Origin of the sequence: Shewanella sp. MBTL60-112-B2 (genome assembly GCF_019655055.1) — a bacterium.
In the GTDB taxonomy this organism is placed as follows: domain Bacteria; phylum Pseudomonadota; class Gammaproteobacteria; order Enterobacterales; family Shewanellaceae; genus Shewanella.
In genome coordinates, this window is the sequence record NZ_BPFA01000030.1 from 13,581 (window position 1) to 31,507 (window position 17,927).

A 17,927-nucleotide genomic window follows, 5' to 3' on the forward strand; every position below is an offset into this window, starting at 1 on the left:
CGTACCCGAGAGGATCTCCGTGAGCACTCCTACTACCCCACTAAGCTATAAAGATGCAGGCGTTGATATTGATGCCGGAAATGCACTAGTTAACAACATCAAGTCAGCAGTAAAACGTACCCGCCGTCCAGAAGTAATGGGCAATCTAGGTGGTTTTGGTGCACTTTGTGAGCTACCAACTAAGTATAAGCATCCAGTACTGGTTTCTGGTACTGATGGCGTTGGTACCAAGCTACGCCTTGCTATCGACTACAAGAAGCACGATAACGTTGGTGTTGATTTAGTTGCAATGTGTTCAAACGATTTAATCGTTGCCGGTGCAGAGCCACTGTTCTTCCTTGACTACTATGCAACAGGCAAACTTGATGTCGAAGTTGCAACTGCAGTAGTTAAAGGTATTGCTGAAGGCTGTGTACAATCAGGCTGTGCATTAATTGGCGGTGAGACTGCTGAAATGCCAGGCATGTACGAAGGCGAAGACTACGACCTAGCAGGTTTCTGCGTTGGTGTTGTAGAGAAAGAAGAAATCATCGACGGCACTAAAGTGCAAGACGGTGATGCGCTTATCGCATTAGCTTCAAGCGGCCCTCACTCAAATGGTTTCTCACTTATCCGTAAGGTATTAGAAGTGAGCAAAGCGGATCCTGAGCAAGAGCTTGCAGGTAAGCCACTTATCGACCATTTACTAGAACCTACAAAGATTTACGTTAAGTCTCTGCTTAAGTTGCTTGAACAGCATGATGTTCACGCAATGTCGCATATTACGGGTGGTGGTTTCTGGGAAAACATCCCACGAGTACTACCTGAAGATTGCAAAGCCGTGGTTAACAGCGACTCATGGCAGTGGCCTGTCGTATTTAACTGGTTGATGGAAAACGGCAACATTTCACAATTTGAAATGTACCGCACCTTCAACTGTGGTGTTGGTATGGTTGTCGCCCTACCAGCGGACAAAGTCGATTCAGCCTTAACACTGCTAAATGCAGAAGGCGAGAACGCATGGTTAATCGGTAACATTGCCAAGCGTAACGGCGAAGAAGAACAAGTGGAGATCCTGTAATGCCCCAGAGTTGTCGCGTTTTAGTATTAATTTCAGGTAATGGTAGTAATCTACAAGCCATTATCGACGGTTGCGATGATAACCTCCAAGCCGAAGTTGTTGGCGTGATCAGTAACAAGCCTGACGCCTATGGTTTGATCCGAGCTCACCAAAATGAGATTGATACCAGCTGCGTGATAGCTCATACCGGCGAAACAAGACAAGAGTATGACGCTAGACTGCTCAATGCGATAGAAAAGTACCAGCCAGATCTTGTGGTCTTAGCTGGCTTTATGCGCATTTTAAGTGATGAGTTTGTGCAGCGTTTTGAAGGTAAGATGGTAAACATCCACCCTTCTCTCTTGCCTAAATATACAGGTTTGAACACGCACCAACGTGCTATTGATGCAAAAGATACTGAGCATGGTGCAAGCGTACATTTTGTGACACCAGAGCTCGATGCAGGCCCGGTGATCTTACAAGCAAAAGTACCAGTTTATGGAGACGATACAGCAGATACATTAGCTGAACGTGTACATGAACAAGAACACGCAATTTACCCGTTAGTGGTTAAATGGTTCAGCCAGAATCGCTTAAGCATGGTAGATGGCGCTGCTCAATTAGATGGTCAGTTATTACCAGCTAATGGTTACGCTGCTGACTAAGCAAATATTTAAATAACAAAAATACAAAGGCACCTTAGGGTGCCTTTTTATCCATTTATAAAGCCGTGCTAAGTCATCTATTTAACTTCAACAATATCACCTGGCTGCCAACTTTTATCAAACCAAGATTCTAATGGTCCATAGAGACGCAGTAAGATAAACCAACCTTTGTTCGGTACTGTTTGGATCCAATTATTCTCTTTGCCTTCTGGCGCAGTTGGACCGAAGTAAATATCCACTGATCCATCGGCATTTTGAGCCAAATTATCACGCTGATTATTGCGACTTGGGAACTGCTGACCTGTCTGTAGCTCAGAGCGTGTTTGAGTATCGTAGGCGACTACTGACCAGAAATTTTTTGCAGGGACATCGGCTGGGATATTCAGTTTATAGGTGTTACTGCCATTTAAATAAACCGAATCTTTCGATTTATCTAGCATGGCATATTGTGACCCCTTACCAATCAGTTTAAAGGCCATAGCGGGAGTATTAACCGTCGCCATGTAGAAGAAGTAGCTACGAGCATCTAAATTGCGCCCTCCTTCGCCATCGTCAATTAACCAGCGATAATCCCCACCAATAAAGGCCGTTTTCCAAAGTCGACCAGGATAAACATAAGCGGCCTCATCTTGCGGCTGGAAAATTAACGCTCTTGCTGTTGCGTTACCAATAGCAACGCCATCAGTTAATAATCCTGTCATGTGCTCATTCGGCGTAAAAGGCTTTCCCTTTTGAATGCCGATACTCGCCATCAAGCCTCTAAGCTCAGGATCGATAAATGACACAGGCTCTTTTTCGAGTACAGGCTGGATCTCTTTAAAAAAGTGAAAGTCATTAGCATGTACAGTATTAAACTCTAACCCGCTGCCCGACTTAAAGACCATCTTTGGTGCTTGACTCTTTTTAGCAAGTGAATAGATCTTAAGGTGTTGCTCAAAAGCTTGCACTGCTGAATCTGTCTTGCCGTCTTTTAAAAAGCCCCGTGCAATAAACCAGTTGGTATAACTTGTAGACTCAGACACAAAGTAACCTTTAGGTACTTCACCTTCATAGCCTGGTGGTAAGATAAGATACTTTCCACCTTTGCCTTTATCTGGACCGACAATTCCCATATCTGTAACGAATCTAAAAAAGGCATCATTAACCGTCGTCGGTCCCATGCCAGCAGGAACTTCTACAACGGTCGGCCCATCGCGTTTAAGATCTAAAAAAGCAGAGGCATAGACTGTGTCTGTATTTCCCGTTAAGAACAATGGATTTGAATCCATCAATTTATTAAACAGTAACACTTGGTTTGATTGAGTGATCCCTAGGTTTTCATGTCCAATCCGCAATGCCTCAAGTGAAGCCATGGGAATAGCATTTAAAAACACCTCGGTAGCACGAATCGTATTGAGATGATCATAGAGTTTTTGGCTAGTTTCAACAGTAGGAGCCCCGTCATGAAACGCCAAGGTACCAATACTCGTTTCAACCTTATTGGGCGTCATAATACTTGCGGGGATGGGAGTGTTATAACCGGGTGTAACCTTCTCATCCGCAGCCAAGTGCCCAGATAGCCCAAACAATACCGCCATTAGAGTCGCTAGGGTGAATGTATTTTGCTTTCTTTCCATGTGCATATCTTCCTAATCTGAATATCAACAAGGCTTGCCTAAGCCACTTGATAAACTACGAAAGCAATCAACGTCGGTCAACCTAAAGCGTAATACTATCGCCATTTAAAGTCATAAGCATTTAGAATCATAGACATTCAGAATTATAGTCATATCACCTAATCATCACCTTTCGACGAGCAAGTAGCATAAAACATCACCCATCAAACCATGTTTCAAGCTAACTACACACTTACCAGCATGTCATGGCTGCATTATCCGTTCGCTAAAACAATACGATTTCTACCAGCAGCTTTCGCTTGATAGAGCGCTTTATCTGCCCCATCAAGTACCTGATGCCATAATTCAATCATAGCTAATGTTTCTACAGGCTTAGCGACTCCCATTGATATCGTAATTTTCAATTTATGCTCACCAACAACAATATCTGTATTCTCTATCGCCTGCCGAACGCGTTCAAAATGTTCAAACAAGGCAATGGCTGTTTGTGGGAATGAATGATTTGGCCAGCTCATTAGCAGAACAAACTCTTCTCCGCCCCATCGAATAATTAAATCATGCTTACGAATACTCTTGTTGATCACATTAGCAACTTGGATGAGCACCTCATCCCCAATATCATGACCATAACAGTCATTAACGCTTTTAAAGTGGTCTATATCGATAATGGCTAAACTCATCATGTTTTGATTTTGTGGCTGTTGACGCTGCAGTTCCAAAAAATCAGAGAAATAGCGCCGATTATATAAGCCGGTTAGCACGTCGATATGTGACTGTTTATACAACTCAAGATTAGAGGACTGCAGGCTCTTATTGTCATTTTCTAAACCGAAGCGTTTCTTTATCAGCAAAAAAATAGAGACGACTGCAACAAAGATAAAAAATAATAAAAACTTCTCCCGTAACTGCTGCTCTGCGAGTCTAGAGTCCTGTAGATCATTTTCAGCTTTTAATACAGCTAGTTCTTGTTTACGGTATTTTTCTTGGTAACTTTGACTAAGATCTAACGTCATCTTAGCTCTTCGATCAAACAATAATATCTTGTCTTCTTCATACGCTCTGCGCTGATAGTTCAATGCTGCTTTATAATCTCCCTTTGCCTCATAGGCTAATGCATAAGTATTAAAGGTATCGGCTAAGCCTGAGCGTTTTTCTATTTGTTTATACACAGATTCACTGTCGGCTAAAGATTGTAATGCTTCATTAATTTTACCAATCTTAATCATAGCCTTAGCCGATATTCGGTTGCAATCTCCTACAAACAATGGATATTGACGGGCTAAAGCAGTCGCCACACATTTTTGTCCTTCTTCAATGGCTAACTGATACTCGCCTGTCGAAAAGTAATACTGAATCCAAGAAGATTGAACATTGAGCTTTACACGCAAATCACCTGTAAAATCAGCACTTTTACGTGAGGCAATTAAGTAGGGTTTACTTTCGCGCCAACGCTGTAACTTCCCTAGAATAAATGCAGCATTATTATTAAATGCTGCTTTCTGGCCGTAACTTCCACCGAATTTCTCGACATGCTCCAGTGCCTTGTTGTTTGCCTCAAGTGCTTTACCCCAGTCTTCTAAATCAACATAAATTATTGATATATTTGATAATACTTTACTGACGTAGCTGTCTTCAGGTTTAGCCATAAAAATATCCAGTGCACTTAAGTAATACTCAAGTGCGCTGTAATATTGATCTTGAAAGAAATAGAGTGCAGCTTTGGTGTTATAGGCTCGTCCAGTAAGGTGATGAAAATTAGCCTGCTTTGACAAACTAATTGCTTCATTAATTAAGGCTAAACCATCATCAAACCGACTTTGTTTCGCAGCAAAAGTGGCTAACCACATCTTAGCTTCTGCGATGAGCCAGTCTACTTTTAGATTTTCAGCGACAGAGAGCATTTCAGACACGGCTAACTCTGCAGCCACTGGATCTGCAATAGACAATTCAATGTCATGTAAAGCTCGGTAGTATGCAAATGCATAATAAGCAGACTGATTAGCCTGCTCAGGTGAAATTAACAGCTGTAATTTTTGCCGCTTTAATTCTCCGTCTAAATCAGTTTGCTTAATCAAGGTTACAATTTGCTGACCCTTTTCCAACTTTTCGATGGTATTAAACGGTGAGAACTCAACTGAACCAGCAGAAAAAGAACAAATAAACGAGCCAAAAAAAATACAAAACACAATGATCTTTTGCATAAATATATCGACAAACTGGTTTGGAAAGCAGATTTAAACTTAGCTTCAGAAATGGCTAATATAAGCTTTAAAAACAGCCTGTTACACCAGAAATCTTTATTATCTATTAATGATTCATACAGTATCTTAAATATTAACTAGGTCAACATAATTGTTAGCTTTGAGCGGTTCATTGCCGACTAACTATCCGAAATACATATGAACTAGAAAAACCACATTATTGTGAATCTATACACAGATAAACAGGTTCACTATCCAAATTAAATCAGCACTTGGAAGCCAACCAAAAGCCCTAGCCTAAAATAACGTTTAGCTCTAAGTTATCGACTTGTCTGCAACACTTTTAGCTACTCGCTCCAATTTTTTATCTCAACACATGATGAAATGCATTGTTTTTCAACTCCAATTAGCATTAGATTAAGGTTAGTTATTCGGCAAACTAATGTGAAGTAAGAGAGTCTGATGAAAAATATTATTTGCGATATTGATGGAGTTTTACTGCATAACAACCAGCTTATTCCTGGCAGTGATAAGTTTATTCACCGCATACTCGAGCAAGGCAACCCACTGGTTGTGCTCACCAACTATCCCGTACAGACAGGTAAAGATCTGCAAAATCGCTTAGGTGCTGCAGGGCTAAATGTTCCTGAAGAGTGTTTTTACACTGCAGCAATGGCCACTGCTGACTTTCTTAAACATCAGGAAGGAACCAAGGCTTATGTGATTGGTGAAGGAGCATTAACTCATGAGCTATATAAAGCTGGCTTTACTATTACAGATATTAATCCTGACTTTGTCATCGTCGGCGAAACACGTTCATATAACTGGGACATGATCCATAAGGCAGCTAGATTTGTCAGTGAGGGGGCGCGCTTTATTGCCACCAACCCTGATACTCACGGGCCCTCTTTCAGCCCGGCTTGTGGCGCCTTATGTGCTCCTATTGAACGGATCAGCGGTAAGAAACCTTTCTATGTCGGTAAACCTAGCTCTTGGATAATTCGTTCTGCGTTAAACCATATTGGTGGCCACTCTGAGAATACAGTTATCATTGGCGATAACATGCGCACAGATATTTTGGCGGGTTTTCAAGCTGGCTTAGAAACTATTCTTGTTACCAGCGGTGTTAGCTCGTTAGCCGATATCGACAAAGAGCCCTTTAGGCCGAATCATATCTTTAACTGTGCAGGTGATATCGACATCCTCTAAAGCGAATTGAGATCCGCCACCAACTAATCGTCGCTCGCAAGTTCAGTTGTTTAAAGGCCTAAACTACAGATAGAGCAGCGTCGTTCTGTCGACTTAAAGCGAGTTTATAAATAGTGACTCTGCCGTAAGCGTCATCATTCACGCAATATTAAGTAACATTTTTAACAACAGATTACCAACCAGCCCCCTTGCTATAGGGGGCAACTTTCCTCCATCATGATCCTTCGCTTAAAAAGTCTAAAACAACAAAAATAATAGGACCAATCATGCGTTCAATTCTTCCCTTATGCGCACTCGTATTACTCAGTGCTTGCGGCCAGCAAGCCAGTAATCTTAACGACCCAAACAAGGTCAGTTTTGACGAGAGCCGTTTTCGCCAAGATATCAAAATACTCTCATCGGACGAATTTGAAGGACGAGCCCCAACCACCAAAGGCGAAGAACTCACCCTTGCCTATTTAAGTGAAGCGTTTGCTGCAATGGGACTCGAAAAGCCTAACGGTAAAGATTATTTGCAAGCTGTGCCAATGGTTAGCTATATCGCATCTGAGGAACAAACGATTCGCTTAGGCGATATCGAGCTTAAACATCGACAAAATATCGTGATGGGTAGTCGTCATGATGTGGCCAAAATTGCTATTAATAATGCACCACTGGTATTTGTTGGTTACGGGATTAATGCGCCAGAGTATCAATGGAACGATTATCAAGACTTAGATATGACAGGTAAAATTGCGATCATTTTAGTTAATGACCCTGGTTTTGCTCGACCCGATTCAGGCAAGTTTAACGGCAAGGCTATGACTTACTATGGCCGCTGGAGTTATAAGTTTGAAGAAGCCAGCCGTCAAGGAGCATTGGGCGCAATTATCATTCATGACACCAAGCCTGCTTCTTATCCTTGGTCTGTAGTCGAAAACAGTTGGACGGGGGCTCAACAAGATCTTGTTCATAATACCAAGGAGCAAAATCAGCGAGTCCAAGTCGAAGGTTGGATCAGTTACGACGCTGCAACGACATTATTTAACAAGGCTGGACTATCCTTAGCGACCGTGTCAGACCGCGCAGCAGCAAGTTCTGTAAACCTACCACTAAACCAGACTGCATCCATTGCCTTTGACAATAAAGCAGAGTATGCCAATAGTTATAACCTAGTTGCTACCTTACCCGGTAATAGCCGCGCAGATGAACATATTTTGTTTACCGCTCACTGGGACCATATAGGCATAGATGCTAACAAAACAGGCGATCAAATCTACAATGGTGCCCTAGATAACGCTTCTGGCACTGCTGGGATTTTAGAGATTGCACGCCAATTTGCGGACCAAGCTGACAAGGGTCACCCGCTTGCCCGCTCGCTCACCTTTATCGCGACAACAGGCGAAGAGCAAGGACTGTTGGGCTCTCGCTATTACGCTGCAAACCCAATTTATCCGCTGGATAAAAGCGTGGCCGTTTTTAACTTAGATAGCACTAATGTCTATGGCCGTACCACGGATTACACCATAGTAGGTAAAGGTAAGTCCGAGCTTGAGAACTACCTTATAGATGCCCTTAAAACCCAAAACCGCACCGCAAAACGCGAAAAATATCCTGAATCAGGCGGTTTTTTCCGTTCCGATCATTTTAGCTTCGCCAAAGAAGGCGTGCCTGCTGTATTTGCAGGCGGTGGTAGTGAGCCTATTGATGAGGCAACCGCCCAATATAAAGCTGCAATGAAACTGAAAATGAAAGGCTGTTACCACAATGTTTGCGATGAATATCGTGAAGACTGGGATCTATCCGGTGCACTTGAAGATTTAGCCATCTTCTATCATGCCGCTACGAGCTTAGGTAACAACCACGACTGGCCGGGTTATTTTAAAGGCACAGAGTTTAACGCTTTACGCCCTGCAAACGACAACATAGAGCAAGCGAGTAAATAGTATTAAAAATGGCAATAGCCATAAACCTTACCCATTTGACGTTTTCAACCAGCCGGCTTGCCACCCACTTGTCGGCTTTTTTTTACCTAAATTATAAGTGAGGTTAATCAAAGCCACGCCTCTCTCCTGTTGATGATGTTCAATAATGGTCAAAATTAGTCCAAAAACGTAACTGCTATCAATAAACTTAGTCAATTGGCTTTAATTGAAACTGCATTACGATATATCCAATCAAGCTTAACTATAACGCCATCGCAATTATCGATAAAACAAAAAAACAAACACCACAATGAACATTCATCATTTCAGCGATTTAAAAATCAACTTTTACATAGCTAAAGCAGCGCTTTTAACAGTGATTATTCAAAATCAGGTTTGTATTCTTAAATATTCGATGGCAGAGTAATACTCAATTGAGTTTAAAACAGAATTTTTTTGGAGTGACCTATGTGTTCAATTTTTGCAATTTTAGATATTCAATCGGACGCGACTCCACTGCGTCAAGTCGCTCTAGAGATGTCCAAACTTCTGCGTCACCGCGGTCCAGATTGGTCAGGAATTTACAGCAGTGAAAAAGCGATTTTAGCCCATGAGCGATTAGCGATTGTCGATATAGAACACGGCGCTCAGCCACTGCTTAGCCAAGATGAATCCATAGTGTTGGCCGTTAACGGTGAGATCTACAACCACAAAGAACTTAAAGCTGAACTTGGCGATAAATACAGCTACCAAACAAACTCAGACTGCGAAGTGATCTTGGCTCTTTATCAAGAGTACGGTACTGAATTCTTAGATAAACTAAACGGGATTTTTGCCTTTGTCCTTTACGATAAGTCCAAAGACACTTACCTGGTTGGCCGCGACCACATGGGTATTATTCCCCTCTATACCGGCCACGATGCAGAAGGTAACTTCTACGTTGCATCTGAGATGAAAGCTTTGATGCCTGTATGTAAAACGGTAGAAACCTTTACTCCAGGCCATTACCTTTCAAGTGAGAAAGGTGAGCTGACCCATTACTATCAACGTGACTGGCGTGAATTTTCAGCAGTGCAAGATAACCCTGCAAGCGCTGAAGATGTACGTGATGCATTAGAAGCAGCCGTTAAACGCCAACTAATGTCTGATGTGCCTTATGGCGTATTACTATCAGGTGGTTTAGATTCATCAGTGATTTCTGCCATCACCCAAACGTTCGCTAAACGTCGTATCGAAGATGACGGTGAAAGCAACGCATGGTGGCCACAACTTCACTCATTTGCCGTTGGGCTGGAAGGTGCACCAGACTTAATTGCCGCGCAAAAGGTAGCCGATGCGATTGGTACCATTCACCATGAAATCACCTTTACTTTCCAAGACGGTATCGATGCGATTAAAGATGTAATTTACCACTTAGAAACTTATGATGTAACCACTATTAGAGCGGCTACGCCTATGTACTTGATGGCACGTAAAATCAAGGCTATGGGCATTAAGATGGTATTATCAGGTGAAGGCGCCGATGAATTGTTTGGCGGTTACCTCTACTTCCACAAAGCGCCAAACGCACAAGCCTTCCATGAAGAGCTTGTACGCAAGCTTGATAAACTACACCTATTCGACTGCTTACGCGCTAACAAAGCAATGGCAGCATGGGGTCTTGAAGCTCGCGTACCTTTCCTAGACAAAGAGTTTATGGATGTTGCTATGCGCACTAACCCTGATGCAAAAATGTCGAAGAACGGTAAAATTGAGAAGCATATCTTGCGTGAAGCCTTTGAGCACAAGTTGCCTAAGGAAGTGGCTTGGCGCCAAAAGGAGCAGTTCAGTGACGGTGTAGGTTACTCATGGATCGATGGCCTTAAAGATCACGCTGCCGATAAAGTTGACGATTTAAAACTGGCGAATGCCAAGTTTAGATTCCCTTACAACACGCCTGAAACCAAAGAAGCCTACTTCTACCGTATCTTCTTTGAAGAGTTGTTCCCTCTTCCAAGCGCAGCAGAAACCGTACCGGGTGGTAAATCCGTCGCTTGTTCAACACCTGAAGCACTAGCATGGGACGAAAGCTTACAAGGCATTATCGACCCGTCAGGTCGAGCAGTACAATCAGTACACGACAGCGCCTACTAAGTTTCTACTCATGAGCCAGAGCTCATGGCAAAACAGCGTCATGTTCACGTCATAATTAAAAAACCACTCATTTGAGTGGTTTTTTGTTGTCGCAATTACACCGATAATGACAAGTTATTAACTGCTAACGGTTAATTTAGCGCGCTAAAATAGTGCTGCTGATTAATATCCACCACTTCTAACGTCACGCTATTTACCCTTGAAGTAATTAAGGCAATAGCATCATAGACACGCTCAAGTAGCATAGCTTTCTGCTCATCGCTTCGACCCGGCATAATAGCAATGTTAAGGTGAATAAATTGAGCGCCCTCTTCTTCGCCAACCTGAAAGAAGTCACAACGAAGGGCCCGTGTTTTTATCGTCTGAGGTTCAAATAACTCCGTTTCACTCAGGCCTCGGTGAGTTTCACTGACTAACGCTTCAATTGATAGCACTTCGGCTAGGGGGGCGGAATATTCAATCGTACAATGTGGCATATGCTGCTCTTCTCTTTGCTAGTATTGGTTTTTTAAAAATCAGTTGATAGAAGCTATATTAGTCAATGCTGCTAATCCATTATCTGCAGCAATGGCAGCTCACTCAGACCAGACCGCGTATTCATTGCCATTGACATCGAGAAAATGAAATCGACGTCCACCGGGAAACGAGAAGATTGCTTGAGAAATCTGACCTCCCCCTTGTACGACTTTGCTCTGTGACTCTTCTAAATCACGAGAGTAGATCACAATCAAGGGACAACCTGAACCAGTTGTAAAACACCTGTCACTGACGAAGAAACCACCCGTTATGCCCACATCAACAAAACAGCTATAATCCGCTCCATAATCAACAAATTCCCAAGCAAAAACTTGATTGAAAAAAACCTTGGTTTTATCAATGTCTTTTACCGGGATCTCTAGATAGTTAATACTATGATGTTGGTTTTTCTGTTGCTGCATCAGTCACTCCTGTGAACATGTGTTTTCCGCCATTGATTAAAACATATTCAGCTTTAGATAACAGCCCTAAGTTTGTCGTGAATACCAGAACAATGACAGCAACAAAAAAGAGAGCCGAAGCTCTCTTTGATTTAATCTCTCTTTAATTTATTCAGTGTTAATACTTTAACCTTAGCCCTGAATAAGCGCCGCTGCTAGGCCTATCAAACCACCAAAGACACCGCCCCACACCACTAACCAACCTAAGTGTTCACGGATCATCTCTTGTACTATTTCTTTAACAAGTTGCGGAGTTAATTCATTGAGCCTTTGGGTCACAATCTCTTCTACTTTTGCGCGCATATCCGCAATCATATTAGGTTGCTCAAGTTCAGCTTTTAGTAATTCATAAAAGTCGTCACCCTGAGCGATTTCACTCAACGAACTTTTCATTTTCTCAATAAAGGGTTCCCGTAGCGGCGTAATGGCATCAGAGCCACCAAACATAGCCAACATCCCACCGAATGAAGATTGCTCAACGGTCGTCACTAAGGCATCGAATGCAGGTGATAAATCAATATTATCGATAACAGGTTGTAAGTTTAATTTTTTTTCTATGCCATCTTCACCCGATAAAAAACGATCAATATTTTCTTCAGTAAAGAACTGCTTCATCATCAAGTTCGCAATAGCTTGTTTAAACTCTTCGAATCGAGATGGGATAACACCAGAGCCATATAAACCTGGTACCTTCTCAAACAGCATATGAATAGCTAACCAGTTGGTCACCGCACCAGAAAGTGCAAATAAGCCAACCGTTAGTACAATTGGTAAGGCAAACAGATAACCCACAGCAACAAGAATGGCTGCAAGCAGATTAGTGATAACACTCTTATTCAAGCTAATTCCCCAAAGCAAGATTGAAAACGCGCTATGGTACCAATCAAGAAAGACTGGAGGCAATAGCTCGTAACAGGCTTAATTCTAATAACTATGGTTAACGCGCCATTATCGCAAAATCTTTAGCCACTAGAGTGAATCATTCAGTCCAAAAAACATTCACCGCTGAAGACGACTTGCCACTCCACGTGCTGTAGTAACAAATATTTTCACTAAATACGCCAGAAAGAATATGATAGCAGCTTCATTTCTATGATAATGAACCTAAAATTAAAATAGGTGTATCAAGTTTTATCAGCCCTTTCTGTTAAAGCAAAAACACTCTGCCACATTTAATTCGACGAAGGTCAGTATGTCTTTTAACTCAAAATTACTTAATGCTGTTCTCAATGGCTATCGGCAGCGCCCAAGATCTCAGCGCCTGCTAATCATAGTTTCAGCCATTTACTTAAGCTTTACCGCCCTTTTAGGCCTATTGGTTCCCTACATTATTGTTAAGCAAGCACCGAAGCAATTATCACAATTACTGCAGCGACCAGTAACATTAGAAAGAGTGACAATTAATCCTTTCACTCTAGAAGTCGCCGTTGATAACTTCGAGCTTCACGAAACCAACAATCAGCCCTTTGTCGGCTTTAAACAACTCAGTTTTGAGTATCAATTCTGGAACTCTGTATTCAATACAGCGTTTAGTGTTGCAGACGTTACCTTAACGGCACCTTCGATAAACATTGAACGACTCGCGGCCCCTCAAACTTTACGCTTTAATTTTTCAGATATTCTCGACACATTGGCAAAACGTCCCAAAACTGAAGAAAATGAGCAGTCAACCGAGCCAGCTGGGATCCCACACTTTATTGTCAACGACTTGTCGATTGTGAACGCCGATTTGAGCTTTGTTGATCACGTGACTAACAGCCAGTTGAACTATCCAGCGCTTAACCTCAATGTTAAGTTTTTCGATTCCGCTCATGTCATCAAATCGGCATTGGAAAACTTAGGTGACAAGCAACAAACTAACCATTACGCAATACACGTTGTAGGACGTAAAGGCGGTGATATAGCCACACAAGGCTTAGTACAGCTTTCTCCGCTGAATATTGTCGGCGATGTGCAACTCACTAACATCCAGTTGCCACAATTTTGGTCGTTTATCTCTGGGCAGTTTACGCCAGTGTTAACCTCTGGCCGTTTAAGTCTATCAAGCAATTATCAGCTTCAGATCCAAAATGATAAATTAGAAGTCACCACTGACCTTGGCCTAGTCCAACTCGATGATCTTAACTTTGACTATCAGCAACAATCGATAATCAAATTACCTATGATTGCTCTTAAAGGAATAGCATTCGATTTACAGCAGCAAACGGTAACGGCAGCAAGCCTAGAGACTCAAGGTTTAGTGCTTAACGCAAAAGTGGACAAAGATGGCGTTGATCTTGCCAAAATCTTTACGCCAATAACTGAAAAGCCAGTAAGCACCAAGGTACAGGAAGCTGATTCTGAAGCCGATAATTCAGAAGTGACGGGCACGGAGTCAGCAAAAACGGCTAAACAGAATTGGACGGCTGTACTTAAGGCTATCGAGCTTGAAGGTTATCAAGTCAATCTTACTGAGCAATTAGTGACTAAAAACACTCTTTGGCAGATAGGTGATATCAATTTAACAACAGGCGCAATCGATGCAAGCCTTGCCAATCCTATTGACTATCAACTGTCGCTTAACGTCAACCAAGAAGGGATAGTTCAATCTAGCGGCAGCATAGATGCATTAAAGCAGTTGGTGGAAGCTAAGGTTTCAATCGCTGAGTTTGCCTTGCCGCAAATACAAAGTTATCTGCAGCCTTATGTCAATATCAAGCTTCAGCAAGGTGACTTCAATACCCAAGGCGAGCTGGTTGTCGATGCAAAGGCCGAGCAGTTAAGCTATATAGGTAACTTAAGCGTTACCGATCTACTGATTAAAGATACGGTACAGAAAAAAGAGTTGCTCAAGTGGAAAACACTCGAGATCAATCACCTTGCGTTCGATAAGCAGGAGAACCGCCTCGATATTGACCAAGTTAATCTGAACAAGCCCTATGGTCGTATCATTATCGCCAAAGATAAAAGCACCAACATTGGCGATCTCATCGTGGTACAGGCACCTTCAGACAACAGCACTCACAGTGACAGTAGTGCAAATGAAAATAATGCTAACAAACAGACCGACCAGAAAAAAGGACAGCAAGCCGCTGTCAAAGCAAAGATCTCGACTACACAAGCTAACAAAACCACGGCGAATGCTTTGGGGTTAACCATCAATCAAATTAGCTTTAAAGATGGCTCAACCTTCTTCGCTGATAACTCACTAACGCCTAACTTTGCTGCCAGTATTGAGCATTTAGACGGTAGTATAAGCAAGTTATCTTCAAGCAGTAAACAAACTGCATCGGTGGATCTTAAAGGTAAAATCGATCGCTACGCGCCGGTTACTTTAAAAGGGGATATCAATCCCTTGCTGGAACAACCCTACTTAGACTTAGCCCTTAGCTTTAAACATGTCGAACTAACATCAGTTAATCCCTACTCGGGTACCTACGCAGGTTATTACATTGATAAAGGGTTATTATCGCTAGATCTCAACTATAAGCTCGATAACAGCCAACTCGTCGGTGATAACCATTTAATTGTCGATCAGTTAAAGCTGGGGAAGCCTAGCGACAGCAGCCTAGCGACGACTCTTCCTGTTACCCTAGCGATTGCCCTACTGCAAGACCGACACGGCGTGATTGATTTAGGCCTACAGGTCTCTGGTGATGTTGATGACCCAAGCTTTAGCATCGGCAGCATAGTGATGACAGCCTTTAGCAACGTCATCACCAAGGCGGTCACCGCTCCGTTTACTCTACTGGCAAATTTACTTGGCGCCGATGAGGGCGAATTAGACAAGATACAATTTGCTCCCGGTATCGGCTCTTTAGATGCTAAAGAGCAACAAACCTTAGATAAATTAGCCAAGGGTCTGAATGACAGACCTATGCTGACCCTTAATGTCGAAGGCGGCGTGAATATGCTTGAAGACAGTCAGGCACTCAGTGAACAGCAACTCAAAACTAAGCTTGCTCAAACGGCTAAGCTTGATGTCGCATCGCTACCTAAGGATTTATCGCCAAGCAATTACCCTATAACTGGGCCGCTATCCGATGCCCTAGTTACGCTCTACGAAGCTGAACTTGGAAGCTCAGCTCAAGCGGTGAAAGAGAAGATAGAGACAGAGCATCAAGGCGAAAACAAGCTCACTGATGAGCAACTCTCCCAACGCTGGCACATTGCCCTTTATAACTTTACCTTAGGAGCACAACGTGTAGCCGAAGCGTCTCTTGGAGAGCTGGCACAAACACGTGCCACAGCAGTAAAAACCTATTTAATTGACAAGAAAAATATCGCACCGCAAAGAATTTTCTTACTCGATAGCCGAGTCGAACTCAATACTGGTGAAAGCCAAGCACTGCTAACCTTATCAGCTAAGTAATCCTAGGCACGCTAATCTGCGCTGAGCTCTAAGTTCAGCTTAGCGTGCTGTTTTTATTGCACATCTCACATCTGTTTCGCTTTTTTAAAGCGGATCCGTTAAGGTCTAAACACAAGCTTAAGCGTCACAGTCAATCACCACAGAAAGTATTGGCAGCAGCAATCAAAGGACTGAACATATGAAACTCGCCCTATTGAGCGATCCAAATACAACCAATGCCCAAATGGCAATTAAGTCGCTGCTTGCCACACTCATAGAGTCAAGCTCCTTAAATGGGCTGCAAACACTCACTCCAATCAAAGTCGGCTATATAGCATCACAACCCGACGCACAAAGAGAGTATTTTCAGCAAGCAAAAGTGCTATACCAAACATGTGGTGCAGAGCTCAGCGTCTACCTCGAATTAGAAGCTGGCTTTTCACAGCATGCGCTCGAACAATTGCTAAGCTGTGATGCTATTCACCTCTCTGGTGGCGACACCTTCCGCTTCTTAAAAGCACTAAAATCCAGAAAGCTTCTACCTGTTTTACGCCAATATGCCATCAATGGTGGCGCTCTTATTGGCGTGAGCGCTGGCGCGATGATAATGACCGCCTCTATTGCAAGTGCTCCGCTGTGCGGCGATACCAATAACTGCCAACTCGAAGACTTAAGCGCACTTAATTTAGTGGAATTTTTGTTTGCACCTCACATTGAATTACTCACTAGCCAAGAACAATCGCTAAGCGAGTCTTTTCAACAACAGCTCGCACAATTCACCCAGCAGATCTGTTTATGTCCAGACGGTGCAGCCCTTTTGTCGATTAACAACGAACTAAAACAGCTGGGTCAATGTCATTGGCATTTGTCGTGAAAATGAAACCCATTTTTTAATCATTGCTTTCAACCCTGTAACGCTTGAGTTAAAATCTGCGCGAGTATCAATACATCAGAGGTAGTTAATGTTTATCATTCGTTGGGTATTAGGCCGTATCATTTTGTTTTTAAATTTTGTTTTTTCGCCTAAAAAACTTAAGCGTCCGCAAGAAGAACAACAAAAAATCGACAACGCAACCAGCAACATGACTATTTACGAATATAAGGCTTGCCCATTTTGCGTAAAGGTTCGTCGTTCACTACGCCGTCAAGGCTTGAATATCGTCACTCTCGATGCCAAGCAAGAACCTCACAAGAGCACGCTTCTTAGTGAAGGCGGCAAATTACAAGTTCCATGCATGAAGATTGATGAAAATGGTCAATCAACTTGGATGTATGAGTCATCAGAGATCATCAATTTTCTCGATAAAAAATTTGCTTAAGCAGTAAACTTTTTCTCTACCCCTTGAGCTGTCAACGGTTCTCAAAAAAGGACAAAGAGTAAAAGAAAAGGCAGCATATATATGCTGCCTTTTTCATATCAATTCCCAATATCGCTAAGCCGGATACAGAGACTAGCAACCTTTATTAATGGCCGCAAAATCCTGTGCTATACGCAACTCTATATGCATAATACCAATCAGTATAAAGATTTGGTCGCTCAACAAGAATTTAGCGGTTCTGAAGCGAGGTCATTAAGTGCTCCTCGGTAACTGCTCCTGCGTTACTCTACCTCCTATATCCATATAGTCGTGCATTCATGACATTCACCACATCTGACCTCCAAGGATGGAGGAAATGTCTTATGTATGTCAGGAACATACAAGACCATGATGCTCGCAACGAGTGAAGTGCATAGTTGAACTAGGGTTAAGCTCCCTCTTGTTCCTTAAGAGCCAAAGCGTCAGAGTCGCTAAAACTCGCCATTCTTGAGCGTTTTTGGCTGCCTACTTCAGCGTTGAACAGCTTTACAAGGG

General features: G+C 42.6%; 13 protein-coding genes. 8 read left to right on the forward strand and 5 right to left on the reverse strand.

Translation table 11 applies throughout. The features are described 5' to 3' along the window. Positions 1–19: 19 nt before the first annotated feature. Both purM and purN read left to right on the forward strand, forming a co-directional pair. Positions 20–1,060, forward strand: a complete 1,041-nt coding sequence (gene purM, locus K5Q73_RS16770) for a phosphoribosylformylglycinamidine cyclo-ligase (RefSeq protein ID WP_220765445.1) — start codon at positions 20–22, stop codon at positions 1,058–1,060. Continuing rightward, a complete protein-coding gene (purN, locus tag K5Q73_RS16775) occupies positions 1,060–1,704 on the forward strand; it encodes a phosphoribosylglycinamide formyltransferase (protein ID WP_220765446.1) in 645 nt (214 codons plus the stop codon). Before purM ends, purN begins: the two co-directional genes overlap by 1 nt. 77 nt (positions 1,705–1,781) lie before the next feature. Here the strand turns inward: purN and K5Q73_RS16780 are convergent, their stop codons facing one another. Next, the gene (locus K5Q73_RS16780) at positions 1,782–3,320 is read right to left on the reverse strand and encodes a DUF1254 domain-containing protein (protein ID WP_259650836.1); all 1,539 of its coding nucleotides are present in this window, start codon (positions 3,318–3,320) and stop codon (positions 1,782–1,784) included. 254 nt (positions 3,321–3,574) lie between these two features. Next, complete coding sequence (locus tag K5Q73_RS16785; RefSeq protein WP_220765447.1) at positions 3,575–5,521, reverse strand: tetratricopeptide repeat-containing diguanylate cyclase; 1,947 nt, start codon at positions 5,519–5,521, stop codon at positions 3,575–3,577. 462 nt (positions 5,522–5,983) lie between these two features. On the opposite strand from K5Q73_RS16785, the gene K5Q73_RS16790 reads away from it, so the two are divergent. The 3 genes from K5Q73_RS16790 to asnB all read left to right on the forward strand — a co-directional run bounded on the left by K5Q73_RS16790 (position 5,984) and on the right by asnB (position 10,767). Further along, positions 5,984–6,730, forward strand: coding sequence for an HAD-IIA family hydrolase (locus tag K5Q73_RS16790; RefSeq protein WP_220765448.1), 747 nt, complete (start codon positions 5,984–5,986; stop codon positions 6,728–6,730). Between the two features lie 266 nt (positions 6,731–6,996). Next, complete coding sequence (locus K5Q73_RS16795) at positions 6,997–8,655, forward strand: M28 family metallopeptidase (protein WP_220765449.1); 1,659 nt, start codon at positions 6,997–6,999, stop codon at positions 8,653–8,655. 447 nt (positions 8,656–9,102) lie between these two features. Further along, a complete protein-coding gene (gene asnB / locus K5Q73_RS16800) occupies positions 9,103–10,767 on the forward strand; it encodes an asparagine synthase B (protein WP_220765450.1) in 1,665 nt (554 codons plus the stop codon). 131 nt (positions 10,768–10,898) lie between these two features. On the opposite strand, the gene K5Q73_RS16805 is transcribed toward asnB, so the two are convergent. The 3 genes from K5Q73_RS16805 to K5Q73_RS16815 form a co-directional block, all read right to left on the reverse strand. After that, positions 10,899–11,243 (reverse strand): 5-carboxymethyl-2-hydroxymuconate Delta-isomerase, encoded by a 345-nt coding sequence (locus tag K5Q73_RS16805; RefSeq protein WP_220765451.1) that lies wholly within the window; start codon positions 11,241–11,243, stop codon positions 10,899–10,901. Between the two features lie 99 nt (positions 11,244–11,342). After that, complete coding sequence (locus tag K5Q73_RS16810; RefSeq protein ID WP_220765452.1) at positions 11,343–11,705, reverse strand: VOC family protein; 363 nt, start codon at positions 11,703–11,705, stop codon at positions 11,343–11,345. A 171-nt stretch (positions 11,706–11,876) separates the two neighbouring features. Further along, on the reverse strand, positions 11,877–12,584 hold the full coding sequence (locus tag K5Q73_RS16815; RefSeq protein ID WP_220765453.1) for a DUF445 domain-containing protein: 708 nt from the start codon (positions 12,582–12,584) through the stop codon (positions 11,877–11,879). A 352-nt stretch (positions 12,585–12,936) separates the two neighbouring features. On the opposite strand from K5Q73_RS16815, the gene K5Q73_RS16820 reads away from it, so the two are divergent. The 3 genes from K5Q73_RS16820 to K5Q73_RS16830 all read left to right on the forward strand — a co-directional run bounded on the left by K5Q73_RS16820 (position 12,937) and on the right by K5Q73_RS16830 (position 17,393). Next, the gene (locus K5Q73_RS16820) at positions 12,937–16,095 is read left to right on the forward strand and encodes a DUF748 domain-containing protein (protein WP_220765454.1); all 3,159 of its coding nucleotides are present in this window, start codon (positions 12,937–12,939) and stop codon (positions 16,093–16,095) included. 178 nt (positions 16,096–16,273) lie between these two features. Then, complete coding sequence (locus K5Q73_RS16825) at positions 16,274–16,948, forward strand: Type 1 glutamine amidotransferase-like domain-containing protein (RefSeq protein ID WP_220765455.1); 675 nt, start codon at positions 16,274–16,276, stop codon at positions 16,946–16,948. Positions 16,949–17,036: 88 nt separating this feature from the next. Continuing rightward, on the forward strand, positions 17,037–17,393 hold the full coding sequence (locus tag K5Q73_RS16830; RefSeq protein WP_220765456.1) for a glutathione S-transferase N-terminal domain-containing protein: 357 nt from the start codon (positions 17,037–17,039) through the stop codon (positions 17,391–17,393). Positions 17,394–17,927: the final 534 nt, after the last annotated feature.